This window comes from Thermus amyloliquefaciens (assembly GCF_000744885.1).
Classification (GTDB): Bacteria; Deinococcota; Deinococci; order Deinococcales; family Thermaceae; genus Thermus; species Thermus amyloliquefaciens.
In genome coordinates this window covers 1,100,074-1,115,242 of sequence record NZ_JQMV01000003.1, presented here as the reverse complement: position 1 = coordinate 1,115,242, position 15,169 = coordinate 1,100,074, and the positions used below count along the sequence as shown (strand labels likewise).

The window sequence follows — 15,169 nt, the reverse complement described above, 5'->3', positions numbered from 1 at the left end:
GCGGAGGATCCCGTGGTTAGCGGTGGTCTCCAGAGCCTCCGATGGTTCCCCGTTCCAGCCGGGAGCGGAGCTTGGCCAGATTGCCTTGGGCCACCTCCTCCAGGCTCGCCCCCAGGTCGGTGGCCAGCTGGGCCACATACCAAAGCAAGTCCCCTAGCTCAGCCAAAAGGTCCTGCCGTGAGGCCGGGTCCAGGGTTCCCCCGTGGTCCCTAAGCACCTTCTTCACCTTGTTGGCCAGTTCCCCTGCTTCGCCCACCAGGCCTAAGGTGGGGTACAGGATCCGGTAGGCCTCCGGGTAAAGGGCGGTCTTCTTGGCCTCCTGCTGGTACTCATTCAGGGTCATGGACCACCTCCTTGCGGATGGAGTAGACCCGGCTTACGCCTCCTTGGGCGGTGATCCCGTAGAGGGCGTGGCAGGCCTCCATGGTGCGCTTTTGATGGGTGACCAGGATGAACTGCTTACCGGAGTTGAGGAAGCGGGTGAAGCGGATGAGGTTGGCCTCGTCCAGGGCGGCGTCCACCTCGTCCAGCACGGCCAAGGGTAAGCCGCCTTGGAGTTCGCCCAGGGAGAAGAGGAAGGCCAGGGCCCCCAGGGTCTTTTCCCCCAGGGAGAGGAGGCGGAGGTCTTGGGTGCGCTTTCCCGCCGGGACCACCACCAGCCTCAGTCCTGGCCCCTCCCGCTTCACCTCGGCCCGGGCGCCCAGGAGGGTCAGGGCGTATTTCTGGAAGGCGCTTTGGAAAACCTGGTAGCTTTCCTTCAGCCTTTCCCCGTAGGCTTTTTCCACCGCCTTGGCCTCGGCCTCGAGGCGGAGGAGGGCCTCCGTGGCCTCTTGCACCTCCTTTTCCTGGGCCTCGAGGCGGGCCTCCAGCTGCGCCAGCTCCCGTTCCGCCAGGGCGTTTACCGGCCCCAAGGCCGCCCGCTCCCGCTCCACCTGGGCCAACCTGGCCTGGAGGGCCCTGGGGGTGCCGGGCACCCGGTTCAGGGGGGGAAGGGAGGCCCTTTCCTGGCCCAGTTCCTCCAGCAGGGCTTCCCGGCGGGCCAGGAGCAGGCGGAGGTTTTCCCGCTCGCTGGCGAGGGCGTTGGCCCGGGTAAGGGCCCGGGTCTGCTGGTCCTGGAGCCTCTCCCTTTCCCTGCGAACGGCTTTAAGCCGCTCCTCCAGCTCCTGGGCCCTGGCCAAAAGGGGCTCGGTGCGGACCAGCTTGTCCTCGAGCTCCTCCATCCTGGCCTGAAGGCGGCGCACTTCCTCCTGGGATGCCTCCCAAGCCTGCCGGGCCTGGAAGAGAAGGCGCCAGCGCTCGTGGGCCTCCGCCTGGGCCAGGGCTTCCTCAAGCCTCTTGCCTTCCTCCGCCAGGGCGTGGAGCCGGGCCTCCTCCCAGGTTTCCTGCGGGGGGGTGGGGGCTCGGGAGCTGGGGGCAGGGGGGAGCGGAGACGGCCCTGCAGGGCCCCCACCTGGGCCCGCACCTCCTCCAGGAGGCGGTAGGGGGGCAAGGAGGCCAGGGCCTGTTCCAGGGAGGCCATCTCCGCCTTAAGCTGGTGCTCTTCCTCTTCCAGATCCTCCAGGCGCCGCCTCAAAAGAAGGGTCTCCCCGCCTCCCTTTAGGCGTCCGCCGGTTAGGGCCCCCAGGCGCTCCAGGACCTCGCCCTCGCGGGTGACCAGCCTTTCCCGGCCTCCCGCCTTTCGGTAGGCCAGGGCCGAGTCCAGATCCGCGAAGACCAGGGTATCCCCCAGGAGGGCCAGAAGGACCCTTTCCTCCGCCAGGCCTGGATGCCGGAGCCGGGCCAGGCGGAAGGCTGGCCCCAAAAGGCCAGGCGCCGGAGGGGGGAGGGGAGGGGGTGGGGGGGACAGGAGGGTGAGGGGCAGGAAGGTGGCCCGGCCCCCTTCCCGTTTCAGGAGGGCGATGGCGGCCTTGGCCGCCTCCTCGTCCTGGGTGAGCACCCATTGGAGCCGGGGGCCCAGGGCCACCTCCAGGGCCACCTCCAGCCCCGGTTCGGGCCGCACCAGGTCCGCCACCACCCCCAGCACCCCGGGGAGTTTCCGCACCCTTCGGGGCCCCTCGTGCAGGTCGCTGCCCGTTTCCAGAAGGCGCCTGAGCCGCTCGGCCTCCCTTAGGGCCCCCTGGGCTTGGGCGCGCAGGTCGGCGAGGCGGGTCTCCAGGCGCCTTCGTTCGGCCATCTGGGCCTGAAGGCCCTCCATTTCCTCCTGCTTGCGGGCCAGTTCCTCCGCCAAGCGCTGGCGTTCCGCCAGGGCCTCCTGGTAGGCCCTCAGGCGCTCCTCGTAGCGGGCGGCCTCGGCCGCATGGCGGCGGAGGGCCTCCTCGTGGCGTTTTTTGGCGGCGAGAAGGCGGGCTTCCTCCTCCTTCAACGCCTTCAGCTTTGCGCGCAGCTCCTGAAGGGGCCTTGGAGGAGGGGGAACCGGGGGCCGGGGTCGGGGGCGGGGGGCGGTCCAGGGCCTGCTGTAACCGGGTGAGCTCCTTAAGCTCCCGGGCAAACCCCTCCCGTTCCTTTAGGTGGAGGCGCACCGCCTCCAGCTCCTGGCGCAGGGTTTCCTCTTCCTCCGCCAGGGCCAGGCGCTTTGCCTCCAGGGCCTCCCGCTCCCGCCGCAGGGCCTCCTCCTCCTGGGCCAGGGCGCGAAGCCGCATTTCTGCCCGCTCCATTTCGGCCCGGGCTTCCTCCATGCGGGCCTCCAGGAGGCTCACCCTAAGGGTGAGGGCCTCGAGGTCCAGGGCCCGGGCCCGGTTTGCCCGCTCCGCCTCCCTCCTAAGCCCTTCCCACTGGGCCTTGAGCTCCTTTAGCTCCTGCTCGCGGCTTTCCAGGAGGCGGCTTGCCTCTTGCAGCTCCCTCTCGGCTACCCGGGCCGCTTCCGCCACCGGCCTCAGTCCGGCGGCCTCCTCCAGGTGAGCCAGCAGGACCTCTGCGGGGGCCTCCAGAAGGGCGGCCACCTCCCCTTGGCCCACGATGGCGTATCCCCCACGGCCCAGGCCCGTGCCCGCAAGGTGGAGGGCCAGGGCCTTGGCGCTTAGGGGGCGGCCGTTCACCCGGAAAAGGGAGCGCTCCCCCTCGATGCGCCGTTCCACGGTGAGCCTTTCCCGGCCCCGGGAAAGCTCCAGGCGCACCTCCGCCATGGCCTGGGGGGGGCGTCCCTCCCCCCCGTGGAAGAGGAAGGCGCCAAGCTCCTGCCCGCGCAGCTCCTGAGCCCGGGCCCCGGTCACGAAGCGCAGGGCCTCCACCAGGTTGCTCTTGCCCGAGCCGTTGGGCCCGATGATGCCGGTGATGGGGTCGGGAAAGTCCAAGGCGGTGCGCTCCGCAAAGGACTTGAACCCCTGTAGGACCAAGCGGTCAATGCGCCAGGCTTCTTGTTCCCTCATGGCAGGCGATAGGGTTGGCTTAGGTCCAAATGGGCCAGCCCCGGCTTCGGTTCCCCCTCCACCAGGAAGCGCACCTCCTCGGCCTGCGGAAAGGTGGCCAGGAGGGTGTAGGCCAGGCTGTAGAGGCGGAGGGCTTCCTGGCTAGCGTCTAGACCCCGGACGAAATCCGCGGGAAGGTCCACCACGAGGCGCCCGGCCATCCGGTAGAGGGCCCGGGGTCTGGGGGCACCCAGGGCCTCGGCCCAGGTGGCCAGAACCTTGCTCTCCGGCGTATCCCCCGGGCCTAGCTCCAGGGTGCGGGTTTCCTTCAGGAGGCCTTGAGGGGGGTTGGGAAGGTAAAGGATCGCGGGCAGGCTGCTTGCGGCCTGGGCCTCCTCCGAGGGCAAGGGCAGGGCGGAGGAGGCCTGGGGACCTGAGCTTTGCCAGTAGACCATCGCCCCCAGGACGAAGAAGGCCAGGCCAAGGAGGTTCCAGAAGGTCAAAAGTCGGCGCATGGCTACTCCAAGTAGGTGCGGATGGCCTGGGCGATGGCCTCCGCCACCTGGTTGCGGGCCTCAGGGGTCTTTAGCCGCTCCACCCCCACCTCCAGGAGCACCCCTGCCCCGGGGATATCCGTGAGGGCGTAGGGGCCCTCGGCCCGGGCCAGCACGATGCCCAGGGCGGAGAAGGCCTTTTCCAGGGCCTCGGCTAGGCGTCCTGGGTCCCCGGCGTAGACCTTCAACAAGGCGGCTTGCTCCGCCGGGGCCGTGGCCAGGAGGGCCGCGGCGTTTTGGGCGAGGGGGGAGGTGCGGGCCTTGGGCAGGTAGAGGTTGACCGCGCTCCCCTGGGTCGCGTGCAGGGAGACCATCACCGAGGCGGTCTGCGCCTGGGCCAGGCGGGCCTCGAGGGGCACGTACTGGTCCCCTTGCCGAGTGAGCCTGGCGTTGGCCACGCGGGAGGCCACCCTCTTGGCCAGGTCCAGGGTGAGGTCCTTTTCCGCGAGCCCCCCCGCGGAAATGCCTGGGTCCTGCCCCCCGTGCCCCGGGTCCAGGAGCACCGTGGGCCTAGGTTTGGCCGGGGAACCCCACTCCAGGACCACCTGGCCCCCGCCAGGGTAGTAAAGCTGGGCGGGCGGGCTTTCCAGGGCCAGGCGAAGCCCTTGGGCCTCCTGGCTGAGGCCCGCCCCTTCCCCCTGGGCCAGGAGGAAGAGGACGCTGTTGCCCTCCACCAGGGCGTTCACCTCCCGGGAGAAGCGCAGGACCACCCGGTCTGGCCCCCGCGCCATGCCGAGAAGACGGGCCCAGGGAAGGCGGAGGAGGATGCCCTCCTGGGCCCGGTACTCCAGGCCCAAGGCCTCGCTCAGGGGCCTCAAGGGGACGAGGACCTCCGGCCCCCGCTTCCAGGCGGCTTGCCGGGCCGCGGCCTGGGCCTCGTTTTCCACCAGGGGGAAGGCCTTGTAGCGGCTTCCCAGGCCCAGGGCCACCTGGCCTTCCCCTTGCCAAAGGGCAAGCCCCAGGCCCCGGGCGAGAAGGCCCACCTCCCCATAGGCCACGCCCCGCCCCCCCGGGTAAAGGGCCTGCCCCACCTCTCCCCCCACCAAAAGGGGCCTTGGGGCCTGGGCCAGGGCGAAAAGGAGAAGGAAGGCCAAGGCAAACCTCATAGCTCCTCCAGGGCGCGGCGCACCGCCCGCTTCTTGTCGTCTTCCTTCCTCTGATAGGCCTTTTTCCCCCGGGCTAAGCCCAGAAGCACCTTGGCGTAGCCCCGTTCGTTGAAGTAGATCCTTAAGGGTACCAGGGTGAGGCCCTTCTGCTCCACCTTGCCCCTAAGCCGGTTCAGCTCGTGGCGGTGGAGGAGAAGCTTGCGTTTCCTGCGGGGGTCCACATTGGTGTAGGAGCCTTTTTCGTAGGGGGCAATATAGAGATTTTCTAGAAAGAGCTCGCCGTTTTCAAACTTGGCGAAGCTCCCCGTGAAGTCCACCTTGCCGGCCCGCAAGGACTTGACCTCGGTGCCCTTAAGGACGAGCCCCGCCTCGTAGGTTTCCAGGATCTCGTAGTCGTGCCGTGCCCGGCGGTTCTCCAGCACGAAGGCATCTTACCAGAGGCGGTAAGCCTCGGGCCGCCGGTGGCGGAGGAGGGGGTAGCGGGCGCGGTACCCCCTCCAGCCTGGCGCACCCGAGGAGCCAGGGCCCGAAGAAGCTCCGAGAGGCTTTCCCGTTTGGCGATATGCCCTAGGGCCAGCCGCACCCTAACGCCTTCCCAGCCCCTTCCAGGCGGAGGGCAGAAGCAAAGCCGCCACCACCGCCTTCACCAGGTCCCCAGGGATGAAGGGGAAAAGCCCCATGGCCAGAAGGGCGCCCGTTCCGGCGAACTTGCCCGCCCCCATGAGCCAAGCGGCGAGCCAGGGAAGCCCCACCAGGTAGAGCAGGGCGTTTCCCGCAAGCATGGCCAGAAGGGTTCCCAGGAAGTTCCGGTCCAGGCCGAACCGTTCCACCAAAAACCCCACCAGGCCTGCGGCCAAGGGGAAGGCCAGAAGAAAGCCCCCGGTGGGGCCCAGGATCTTGGCCAGGCCGCCCGTTCCCCCAGCGAAGACGGGTAGCCCCATGGCCCCTTCCGCCAGGTAGGCCAAGAGGGCCAAGAACCCCAGGCGGCTTCCCAAGGCGGCGCCCACCAGGAGGACCGCCAGGGTCTGTCCCGTGATGGGCACGGGGGTGAAGGGCAGGGGGAGGCTGATTCTGGCGGCCAAGGCCACCAGGAGGCTACCCCCCAGGACCAGGGCCAGGTCCCGGGCCAGGGTGCGGTGGGGCCAGAGGGTTTTGACCAGGGGTGGATAGGGAAGGGCCTCGGTTTTCATCGCGTTTACCTCCTGGACCACACAGGTGGTCGTCAACAAGACTATGGGGTGGGGGTTGACGAGTCAAGGGGGAGGGTTCGCTTAAGCCAAGAGCCATCTATCACTTATGATCTTGCCGGTATACTGAAGCCATAGCTCTTAACCCCTGCCGCAAGGGGGGCAAGGAGCCATGCTGGGAGGTAAGCTATGAAGGTAGGCATCAACGGGTTTGGCAGAATCGGCCGCCAGGTTTTTCGCATTCTCCATGGGCGGGGCGTGGAGGTGGCCCTCATCAACGACCTCACCGACAACAAGACCCTGGCCCATCTTTTGAAGTACGATTCCGTCTACCGCCGCTTCCCCGGGGAGGTGGGGTACGACGACGAGAACATTTACGTGGACGGCAAGGCCATCCGGGCCACGGCCATCAAGGACCCCAAGGAGATCCCCTGGGGGCGCTTGGGCGTGGACGTGGTGGTGGAGTCCACGGGGGTGTTCACCGATGCCGAGAAGGCCAAGGCCCACCTCGAGGCGGGGGCCAAGAAGGTCATCATCACCGCCCCGGCCAAGGGGGAGGACATCACCATCGTCATGGGGGTGAACCACGAGCAGTACGACCCCCAGAGGCACCACATCCTCTCCAACGCCTCCTGCACCACCAACTCCCTGGCCCCGGTGATGAAGGTGCTGGAGGAGGCCTTTGGCGTGGAGAAGGCCCTCATGACCACCGTTCACTCCTACACCAACGACCAGCGGGTCCTGGACCTGCCCCACAAGGACCTGCGCCGGGCGCGGGCGGCGGCCATCAACATCATCCCCACCACCACCGGGGCCGCCAAGGCCACCGCCTTGGTGCTTCCCTCCCTCAAGGGGCGTTTTGACGGGACCGCCCTAAGGGTGCCCACGGCCACGGGAAGCATCTCGGACATCACCGCCCTGCTCCGGCGGGAAGTGACCGCCGAGGAGGTGAACGCTGCCCTCAAGGCGGCCGCCCAGGGGCCCCTGAAGGGCATCCTGGCCTACACCGAGGACGAGATCGTGCTCCAGGACATCGTCATGGACCCCCACTCCTCCATCGTGGACGGCAAGCTCACCAAGGCCCTGGGCAACCTGGTGAAGGTCTTCGCCTGGTACGACAACGAGTGGGGCTACGCCAACCGGGTGGCCGACCTGGTGGAGATGGTGCTCAAGAAGGGGGTTTAGATGCGTACCCTGAAGGACCTCGAGGCCCGGGGCAAGCGGGTTTTGGTCCGGGTGGACTACAACGTGCCCCTGAAGGACGGGGCGGTGGAGGACGAGACCCGCATCGTGGAGAGCCTCCCCACCCTGCGCCACCTCCTGGCCCAGGGGGCTTCCTTGGTCCTCCTCTCCCACCTGGGGCGGCCCAAGGGGCCGGATCCGAAGTACTCCTTGGCCCCGGTGGCGGAGGCCTTGGGGCGGCACCTTCCCGGGGTGCGCTTCGTTCCCTTCCCCCCGGGCTCGGAGGAGGCCTATGCCGCGGTCCAGGGGCTTGGGGCAGGCCAGGTGGCCGTGTTGGAAAACGTCCGCTTTGAGCCGGGCGAGGAAAAAAACGACCCGGACCTCGCCGCCCGCTACGCCCGGCTAGGGGAGGCCTTCGTCCTGGACGCCTTCGGGAGCGCCCACCGCGCCCACGCCAGCGTGGTGGGGGTGGCCAGGCTCCTCCCCTCCTTCGCGGGCTTGCTGATGGAGAAGGAGGTGAGGGCGCTTTCCCGCCTTCTTCACGCCCCGGAGAAGCCCTATGCCGTGGTCATCGGTGGGGCCAAGGTTTCGGACAAGATCGGGGTGATGGAGAACCTCTTGCCCCGCATCGACCGCCTTTTGATCGGGGGGGCCATGGCCTTTACCTTCCTCAAGGCCCTGGGGGGCGAGGTGGGGAGGAGCCTGGTGGAGGAGGACCGCCTGGATCTGGCAAAAGACCTCCTTCGGCGGGCGGAGTCCTTAGGGGTGAAGGTCCACCTGCCCGTGGACGTGGTGGCGGCGGAGCGGATTGAGCCCGGGGTGGAGAATAGGGTCTTCCCCGCGGACGCCATCCCCGTGCCCTACATGGGGTTGGACATCGGGCCCAGGACCCAGGAGGCCTTCGCCGAGGCCCTAAAGGGCTCCAGGACGGTCTTTTGGAACGGGCCCATGGGGGTCTTTGAGGTGCCCCCCTTTGACGAGGGCACCCTGGCGGTGGGGCGTGCGGTGGCGGCCTTGGAGGGGGCCTTCACCGTGGTGGGCGGGGGCAATTCCGTGGCGGCGGTGAACCGCCTGGGCCTCAAGGAGCGCTTTAGCCACGTGTCCACCGGGGGTGGGGCGAGCCTGGAGTACCTGGAGAAGGGCACCCTCCCCGGCCTCGAGGTCTTGGAATAAGGAGGTCCCTTCCGGCCCCGCCCTCACGGGCGGGGTTTTCCTAGTAGGATGGCGGCATGCGCAGGGTTTTGGTGGCAGGAAACTGGAAGATGCACAAGGTGCCCTCGGAGGCCCGGGTCTGGTTTGCCGAGCTGAAAAGGCTCCTTCCCCCTCTGCAGGCCGAGGTGGCGGTCTTGCCCGCCTTTCCCATGCTCCCCGCGGCCAAGGAGGTGTTTTCGGGGAGCCAGGTGGCCTACGGGGCCCAGGACGTTTCCCCCCATCGGGAAGGGGCCTACACGGGGGAGGTCTCCGCCCGGATGCTCAAGGACCTGGGCTGCCGTTACGCCATCGTGGGGCACTCGGAAAGGCGGCGCTACCACCGCGAGACGGACGCCCTGGTGGCGGAGAAGGCCAAGAGGCTTCTGGAGGAGGGCATCACCCCCATCCTCTGCGTGGGGGAGCCCTTGGAGGTGCGGGAAAGGGGGGAGGCGGTGCCCTACACCCTGGCGCAGCTTAGGGGGAGCCTCGAGGGGGTGGAGCCCGAGGGCCCCGAGCGCCTGGTCATCGCCTACGAGCCCGTCTGGGCCATCGGCACAGGGAAAAACGCCACCCCTGAGGACGCCGAGGCCATGCACCAGGCCATCCGCCAGGCCCTGGCGGAGCGCTATGGGGAGGCCTTCGCCGGGCGGGTGAGGATCCTCTACGGGGGGAGCGTGAACCCCAGGAACTTCGCCGACCTCCTCTCCATGCCCAACGTGGACGGGGGGCTGGTGGGCGGGGCCAGCCTGGAGCTGGAAAGCTTTTTAAGCCTCCTTAGGATCGCCGGTTGAGGCGAGGGGGGCTTTGGGCTACCCTTTACCTATGCGGCTTCATCCCCGCACCCAGGCGGCCCGGGAAAGCATCTTCCCCAAGATGAGCGGGCTTGCGGCCAGGCTCCAGGCGGTGAACCTGGGCCAGGGGTTTCCCTCCAACCCCCCGCCCCCCTTCCTCCTGGAGGCGGTGGCCAGGGCCCTGGGTCGCCATGACCAGTACGCTCCCCCCGCGGGGCTTCCTGCCCTCCGGGAGGCCCTGGCGGAGGAGTTTGGGGTGGAGCCCGACAACGTGGTGGTCACCTCCGGGGCCACGGAGGCCATCCACGTGCTGGTGCAAAGCCTGGTGGGCCCGGGGGACGAGCTGGTGGTCCTGGAGCCCTTCTTTGACGTGTACCTGCCCGATGCCTTCCTGGCGGGGGCCGAGGCCCGGTTGGTGCGGCTTGAGCTTGGGGAGCAGGGCTTCCGCCTGGACCCCTTGGCCCTGGAGGGGGCCATCACCCCCCGCACCCGGGCCCTCCTCCTCAACGCCCCCATGAACCCCACGGGCCTGGTCTTCCGGGAGGAGGAGTTGAGGGGGATAGCGGACCTCGCCCGGAGGCACGACCTCTTCCTGATCTCCGACGAGGTCTACGACGAGCTCTACTTTGGGGAAAGGCCGCCCCGCTTAAGGGCCTTCGCCCCCGAGCGCACCTTCACCGTGGGAAGCGCGGGGAAGCGCCTCGAGGCCACGGGCTACCGCGTGGGCTGGATCGTGGGGCCCAAGGAATACATGCCCATCCTGGCGGGGATGCGCCAGTGGACGAGCTTCTCCGCCCCAAGCCCCCTGCAGGCGGGGGTGGCGGAGGCCCTGAGGGTGGCCCGGCGGGAGGGCTTCTACGAGGCCTTGCGGGAGAGCTACCGGAAACGGCGGGACCTGCTCCTCTTTGGGCTCAGGAGTCTGGGCCTGCGGGCCTACGAGCCCCAGGGCACCTACTTCCTCATGGCGGAGCTTCCGGGATGGGACGCCTTCCGGTTGCTGGAGGCGGCCCGGGTGGCCCTGATCCCGGCCTCGGCCTTCTACCGGGAGGACCCGCCTTTTTACCTCTTCCGCTTTGCCTTCTGCAAAAGCGAAGAAGAGCTCTCCCTGGCCCTGGAGCGCCTGGCCCCTGTGGTAAACTCCCCAGCGTGAAGCCCAAAGTGGTCCAGTACCTGGACAAGGGGGAGTTTCCCCTAAGCGAGGGGGAAGCCCTCGCCCTTTACCGGGCCATGCGCCGGGCCCGGTTTTTTGACGAGAAGGCCCTGACCCTCCAGCGCCAGGGGCGGCTAGGGGTCTACGCCCCCTTCATGGGGCAGGAGGCGGCCCAGGTGGGGGTCGCCCTGGCCTTGGGGGAGAAGGATTTCGTGGTGCCCAGCTACCGGGAGTCCGCCATGCTCCTTACCCGGGGGCTTCCCATCCACACCCTGCTCCTCTACTGGCGGGCCCATCCCGCGGGCTGGGGCTTCCCCGAGGGGGTGCGGGCGGTGAACCCCTACATCCCCATCGCCACCCAGATCCCCCAGGCGGTGGGCCTGGCCCTGGCCGGGCGTTACCGGGGGGAGGACTGGGTGGTGGCCACCTCCATCGGGGACGGCGGGACCAGCGAGGGGGACTTCCACGAGGGGCTCAACTTCGCCGCGGTCTTTGACGCTCCCGTGGTCTTCCTGGTGCAGAACAACCAGTACGCCATCAGCGTGCCCAGGGCCAAGCAGATGCGGGTGGATTACATCGCCCGGCGGGCCGAGGGCTACGGCATGCCCGGGGTGGTGGTGGACGGCAACGACGCCCTGGCCGTCTACCTGGAGGCCAAAAAGGCGGTGGAGAGGGCGCGGAAGGGGGAGGGCCCCACCCTCCTCGAGGCCCTCACCTACCGCCTGGCCCCCCACACCACCTCCGACGACCCCAGCCGCTACCGCACCCGGGAGGAGGAGGAGGCCTGGCGGGCCAAGGACCCGCTCCTGCGCCTGCGTAAGGCCCTGGAGGCGCGGGGGCTTTGGGACGAGGAGCGGGAAAGGGGGCTCCTTGCCGAGCTGGAGGCGGAGTTCGCCCGGGAGCTCGCCCTGGCGGACAGCGCCCGCGAGCCCCGGCCCGAGGAGATCGTGGAGCACGTCTATGCGGCGATGGGCCCCGACCAAAGGCGGGCCTGGGAAGCCCTGCGGCAGGGGAAACACGTGGAGGAGGTATGGTAACCGAAAAGGCCCGCGTGCTGAACCTGGTCCAGGCCATCAACGAGGCCCTGGACCTGGCCCTGGCTCGGGATGAGCGGGTGTTGGTCTTCGGGGAGGACGTGGGGCGGCTTGGGGGGGTTTTTCGGGTCACGGAGGGCCTCCAGGCCAAATACGGGGAGAGGCGGGTCTTTGATACCCCCTTGGCGGAAAGCGGCATCCTGGGCCTGGCCATCGGCCTGGCCATGGGGGGGATGCGGCCCGTGGCCGAGATCCAGTTCGCGGGCTTCCTTTACCCCGCCCTGGACCAGATCCTCTCCCACCTGGGCCGCTGGCGCCACCGTTCCCGGGGGCGGGTGGGCCTGCCGGTGGTGGTGCGGGCCCCCTACGGCGGGGGCGTGCACACCCCCGAGCAGCACGCGGACTCCCCCGAGGCCCTCCTCTGCCACACCCCTGGGGTGAAGGTGGTGATCCCCTCCAGCCCCGAAAGGGCCAAGGGGCTTCTCCTTTCCGCCATCGAGGACGAGGACCCGGTCTTCTTCCTGGAGGCCATCAAGCTCTACCGGGGCTCCCGGGCCGAGGTGCCGGAAGGGTATTACACCCTGCCCCTGGGCCGGGCCCGGGTGGTGCGGGAGGGGGGCGCGGCCACCCTCATCGGCTACGGGGGCATGGTGGAGGTGATGCTGGAGGCGGCGGAGGTGGCGGCCAAGGAGGGGGTGGAGGTCATGGTGGTGGACCTGGAGACCCTGGTCCCCTTGGACGAGGAGACCCTCCTTTGGGCGGTGCGGGAGACGGGAAGGGCGGTGGTGGTCTACGAGGCCATGCGCACCGGGGGCTTTGGGGCCGAGATCGCCGCCCGGATCGCCGAGGGGGCCATAGACCACCTCCAGGCCCCGGTGGTGCGGGTGGCGGGGTACGACGCCCCCTACCCCCCCTTCAGCGCCATAGAGCACCACTACCGCCCCAGTGCCCGCCGGGTCCTCGCCGCCTTGCGCCGGGTCCTGACCCATTGAGCCGCGGCCCGTGCCCGGCGGGCCTCGAGGCGGGAAGGGCTCGGTGTAGAGTGAGAGGCATGGAGAGGCCCATCTCCGAGCGGCTTTTTTCCGAAGCCCAAAGGCATATCCCCGGCGGGGTTTCCAGCCCCGTGCGGGCCTTTAAGGCGGTGGGGGGCACCCCTCCCTTCCTGGTGCGGGGGGAGGGGGCCTACGTGTGGGATGCCGACGGGAACCGCTACCTGGACTACGTCCTGAGCTGGGGCCCCCTCATCCTGGGCCACGCCCACCCCGAGGTGGTGCAGAGGGTCCAGGAGGTGGCCGCCCAGGGCCTCACCTTCGGGGCCCCTCACCCTTTGGAGGTGGAGCTGGCCAAGGCGGTGAAGCGGGCCTACCCTGGGCTAGAGCTGGTGCGCTTTGTCAGCTCGGGGACCGAGGCCACCATGAGCGCCCTGCGCCTGGCCCGGGGGTACACGGGCAGGAAGTACATCGTCAAGTTCCGCGGCAACTACCACGGGCATGCGGACGGCCTCCTGGTGGAGGCGGGAAGCGGGGCCCTCACCCTGGGGGTGCCCTCCAGCGCCGGGGTGCCCCAGGAGTACGCCCAGCTCACCCTGGTCCTGGAGTACAACGACCCCGAGGGGCTTAGGGCCCTCCTGAGGGCGCGGGGGGAGGAGGTGGCGGCCATCATCTTTGAGCCGGTGGTGGGCAACGCCGGGGTCCTCTTGCCCACCCAGGACTTCCTGAAGGCGCTGCACGAGGCCAAGGATTATGGCGTCCTCCTCATCGCCGACGAGGTGATGACGGGCTTCCGCCTGGCCTTTGGCGGGGCCACGGAGCGGCTTGGCCTGGAGCCTGACCTCATCACCCTGGGCAAGGTCCTGGGGGGAGGGCTTCCCGCCGCCGCCTACGGGGGAAGGCGGGAGATCATGGAGAAGGTGGCCCCCTTGGGCCCCGTGTACCAGGCGGGGACCCTTTCGGGGAATCCTTTGGCCATGGCCTCGGGCCTGGCCACCCTGGAGATCCTGGAGAGGAACCCCGGCCACTACGCCCGCCTGGAGGAGGTGGGGGCAAGGCTGGAGGCGGGGCTACGGGAAGTCCTCTCCCGAAAGGGCATCCCCCATGCGGTGAACCGCATGGGCTCCATGCTCACCGTCTTCTTCACGGAGGGGCCGGTGCGCACCTTCGCCGAGGCGAAGCGCACCGACACCGAGCTCTTCAAGCGCTTCTTCCACGGCCTTTTGCACCGGGGCGTGTACTGGCCGCCCTCCAACTTTGAGGCGGCCTTCCTCTCCGTGGCCCACGGGGAGGAGGAGGTGGCCCTGACCCTCGAGGCCCTGGAAAAGGCCCTCTAGCCCATGACCCTGAGGGAACCCATCTGCGCCATCGCCACCCCCCCGGGGAAGGGGGCCATAGGGGTGGTGCGCCTCTCCGGGGAAGGGGCCTTGGAGGTGGCAAGCCGGGTGTGGCGGGGGAAGGACCCGAGGGGGCTTGGGGGTGGGCGGTTCACCCTGGGGGAGGTGGTGGACCCGGAAACCGGGGAGGTCTTGGACCAGGCCCTTCTCCTGGTCTTCCGGGCCCCCCGCTCCTACACGGGGGAGGATGCCTGCGAGTTCCAGACCCACGGCTCCCCGGCGGTGCTCCGGCGGGTTCTGGAGGCCCTGGTGAAGGCCGGGGCCCGCCTGGCCGGTCCCGGGGAGTTCACCTTCCGGGCCTACATGAACGGGAAGCTGGACCTGGCCCAGGCGGAGGCGGTCTTGGCCCTGGTGGAGGCGGAAGGGGACCTGGCCCGCCGCCAGGCCCTGAGGAGCCTCGAGGGGGGGTTCTCCCGGAGGATCGCCGCCTTGGAGGACCGGCTCCTCTCCCTTCTGGCCCACATCCAAGCCCTTTTGGACTACCCCGAGGAGGGGGTGGAGCCCCTGGAGGCCCGGCGGGTCATCGGGGAGGTCCTTAAAGAGGTGGAGGCCCTCCTGGCCCAGGCCCGCTCCTCCCGCCTGGCGCAAAGGGGAGCCCGGCTCGCCCTGATCGGGGCCCCCAACGCCGGGAAAAGCTCCCTCCTAAACGCCCTTTTGGGCTACGAGCGGGCCCTGGTGTCCCCCATCCCCGGCACCACCCGGGACTACCTGGAGGCGCCCTTGGAGCTCTTTGGCATCCCCCTCTTGGCGGTGGACACCGCGGGGATCCGGGACACCTCGGACCCCCTGGAGCGGGCGGGGGTGGAGCGGGCCCTGCGGATCGCCCAGGAGGCGGATTTGGTGCTCTACGTGGCCGACCGCTCCGCCCCCAAGCCTTCCCCCCCTCCCTTGCCCCCTAGGAGCCTAAAGGTGGCCACCAAGGCCGACCTTCCCCCCCTTTGGGAGGACCCGGGGTTTATCCCCGTGTCCAGCGTGACGGGGGAGGGCCTGGAGCGGCTGAAGGAGGCCATCCGGGAGGTGCTTTTGGGCAAGGAGGAAGGGGAGTACCTCCTCAGCGAACGGCAGCTCGAGGCCCTCCATCGCGCCAGGGAAAGGCTTCGGGAGGCCCTCTGCCTTCCCGAGGACCTCATGGGGATGGCCCTAGAGGAGGCCCTCAGGGCCTTGGCCTCCTTAAGGGGCAGGCGGGAGGTTTCCGAGGAGGTGGTGGCCCGGATCTTTGAGCGCTTCTGCGTGGGCAAATGAGG

Annotated in this window: 13 protein-coding genes and 1 pseudogene; 8 read left to right on the top strand and 6 right to left on the bottom strand. The window is 69.2% G+C overall.

The genetic code is table 11. From position 1 onward, the window contains the following. Positions 1-16: 16 nt before the first annotated feature. From BS74_RS05990 to BS74_RS05965, 6 genes and pseudogenes are all read right to left on the bottom strand, one after another. Positions 17-343 (bottom strand): nucleoside triphosphate pyrophosphohydrolase family protein, encoded by a 327-nt coding sequence (locus BS74_RS05990; RefSeq protein WP_038056953.1) that lies wholly within the window; start codon positions 341-343, stop codon positions 17-19. Then, positions 330-3,365: pseudogene (locus BS74_RS13205) on the bottom strand (AAA family ATPase). The gene BS74_RS05990 and the pseudogene BS74_RS13205 overlap by 14 nt, the downstream one beginning before the upstream one ends. Then, positions 3,362-3,859, bottom strand: coding sequence for a GerMN domain-containing protein (locus BS74_RS05980; RefSeq protein WP_038056951.1), 498 nt, complete (start codon positions 3,857-3,859; stop codon positions 3,362-3,364). Before BS74_RS05980 ends, BS74_RS13205 begins: the two are co-directional and overlap by 4 nt. A gap of 2 nt (positions 3,860-3,861) precedes the next feature. Then, a complete protein-coding gene (locus tag BS74_RS05975) occupies positions 3,862-5,004 on the bottom strand; it encodes an N-acetylmuramoyl-L-alanine amidase family protein (protein WP_038056949.1) in 1,143 nt (380 codons plus the stop codon). Beyond that, positions 5,001-5,426 (bottom strand): SsrA-binding protein SmpB, encoded by a 426-nt coding sequence (smpB, locus tag BS74_RS05970; RefSeq protein WP_038056947.1) that lies wholly within the window; start codon positions 5,424-5,426, stop codon positions 5,001-5,003. The genes BS74_RS05975 and smpB overlap by 4 nt, the downstream gene beginning before the upstream one ends. Positions 5,427-5,588: 162 nt before the next feature. Continuing rightward, positions 5,589-6,194, bottom strand: a complete 606-nt coding sequence (locus BS74_RS05965; RefSeq protein ID WP_038056944.1) for a biotin transporter BioY — start codon at positions 6,192-6,194, stop codon at positions 5,589-5,591. Between the two features lie 186 nt (positions 6,195-6,380). On the opposite strand from BS74_RS05965, the gene gap reads away from it, so the two are divergent. Genes gap through mnmE form a run of 8 tightly spaced genes read left to right on the top strand, consistent with a single transcriptional unit; the run spans position 6,381 to position 15,167 of the window. Further along, a complete protein-coding gene (gene gap / locus BS74_RS05960; protein WP_038056942.1) occupies positions 6,381-7,376 on the top strand; it encodes a type I glyceraldehyde-3-phosphate dehydrogenase in 996 nt (331 codons plus the stop codon). After that, positions 7,377-8,546: a phosphoglycerate kinase gene (locus tag BS74_RS05955; protein WP_038056939.1), complete on the top strand. Its 1,170-nt coding sequence runs from the start codon at positions 7,377-7,379 to the stop codon at positions 8,544-8,546. Positions 8,547-8,602: 56 nt separating this feature from the next. After that, on the top strand, positions 8,603-9,355 hold the full coding sequence (gene tpiA / locus BS74_RS05950; RefSeq protein WP_038056938.1) for a triose-phosphate isomerase: 753 nt from the start codon (positions 8,603-8,605) through the stop codon (positions 9,353-9,355). 31 nt (positions 9,356-9,386) lie between these two features. Continuing rightward, positions 9,387-10,505 carry a pyridoxal phosphate-dependent aminotransferase gene (locus BS74_RS05945; protein WP_038056936.1) on the top strand — a complete coding sequence of 373 codons (1,119 nt, stop codon included), beginning with the start codon at positions 9,387-9,389 and terminating at the stop codon, positions 10,503-10,505. After that, positions 10,502-11,542, top strand: a complete 1,041-nt coding sequence (gene pdhA / locus BS74_RS05940; RefSeq protein ID WP_038056930.1) for a pyruvate dehydrogenase (acetyl-transferring) E1 component subunit alpha — start codon at positions 10,502-10,504, stop codon at positions 11,540-11,542. Before BS74_RS05945 ends, pdhA begins: the two co-directional genes overlap by 4 nt. Beyond that, entirely contained in the window at positions 11,536-12,531 is a 996-nt protein-coding gene (locus BS74_RS05935) for an alpha-ketoacid dehydrogenase subunit beta (protein WP_038056927.1), read from the top strand. The genes pdhA and BS74_RS05935 overlap by 7 nt, the downstream gene beginning before the upstream one ends. A 59-nt stretch (positions 12,532-12,590) precedes the next feature. After that, a complete protein-coding gene (hemL, locus tag BS74_RS05930) occupies positions 12,591-13,865 on the top strand; it encodes a glutamate-1-semialdehyde 2,1-aminomutase (RefSeq protein ID WP_038056924.1) in 1,275 nt (424 codons plus the stop codon). 3 nt (positions 13,866-13,868) lie between these two features. After that, complete coding sequence (mnmE, locus tag BS74_RS05925; RefSeq protein WP_038056919.1) at positions 13,869-15,167, top strand: tRNA uridine-5-carboxymethylaminomethyl(34) synthesis GTPase MnmE; 1,299 nt, start codon at positions 13,869-13,871, stop codon at positions 15,165-15,167. Positions 15,168-15,169 lie beyond the last annotated feature (2 nt).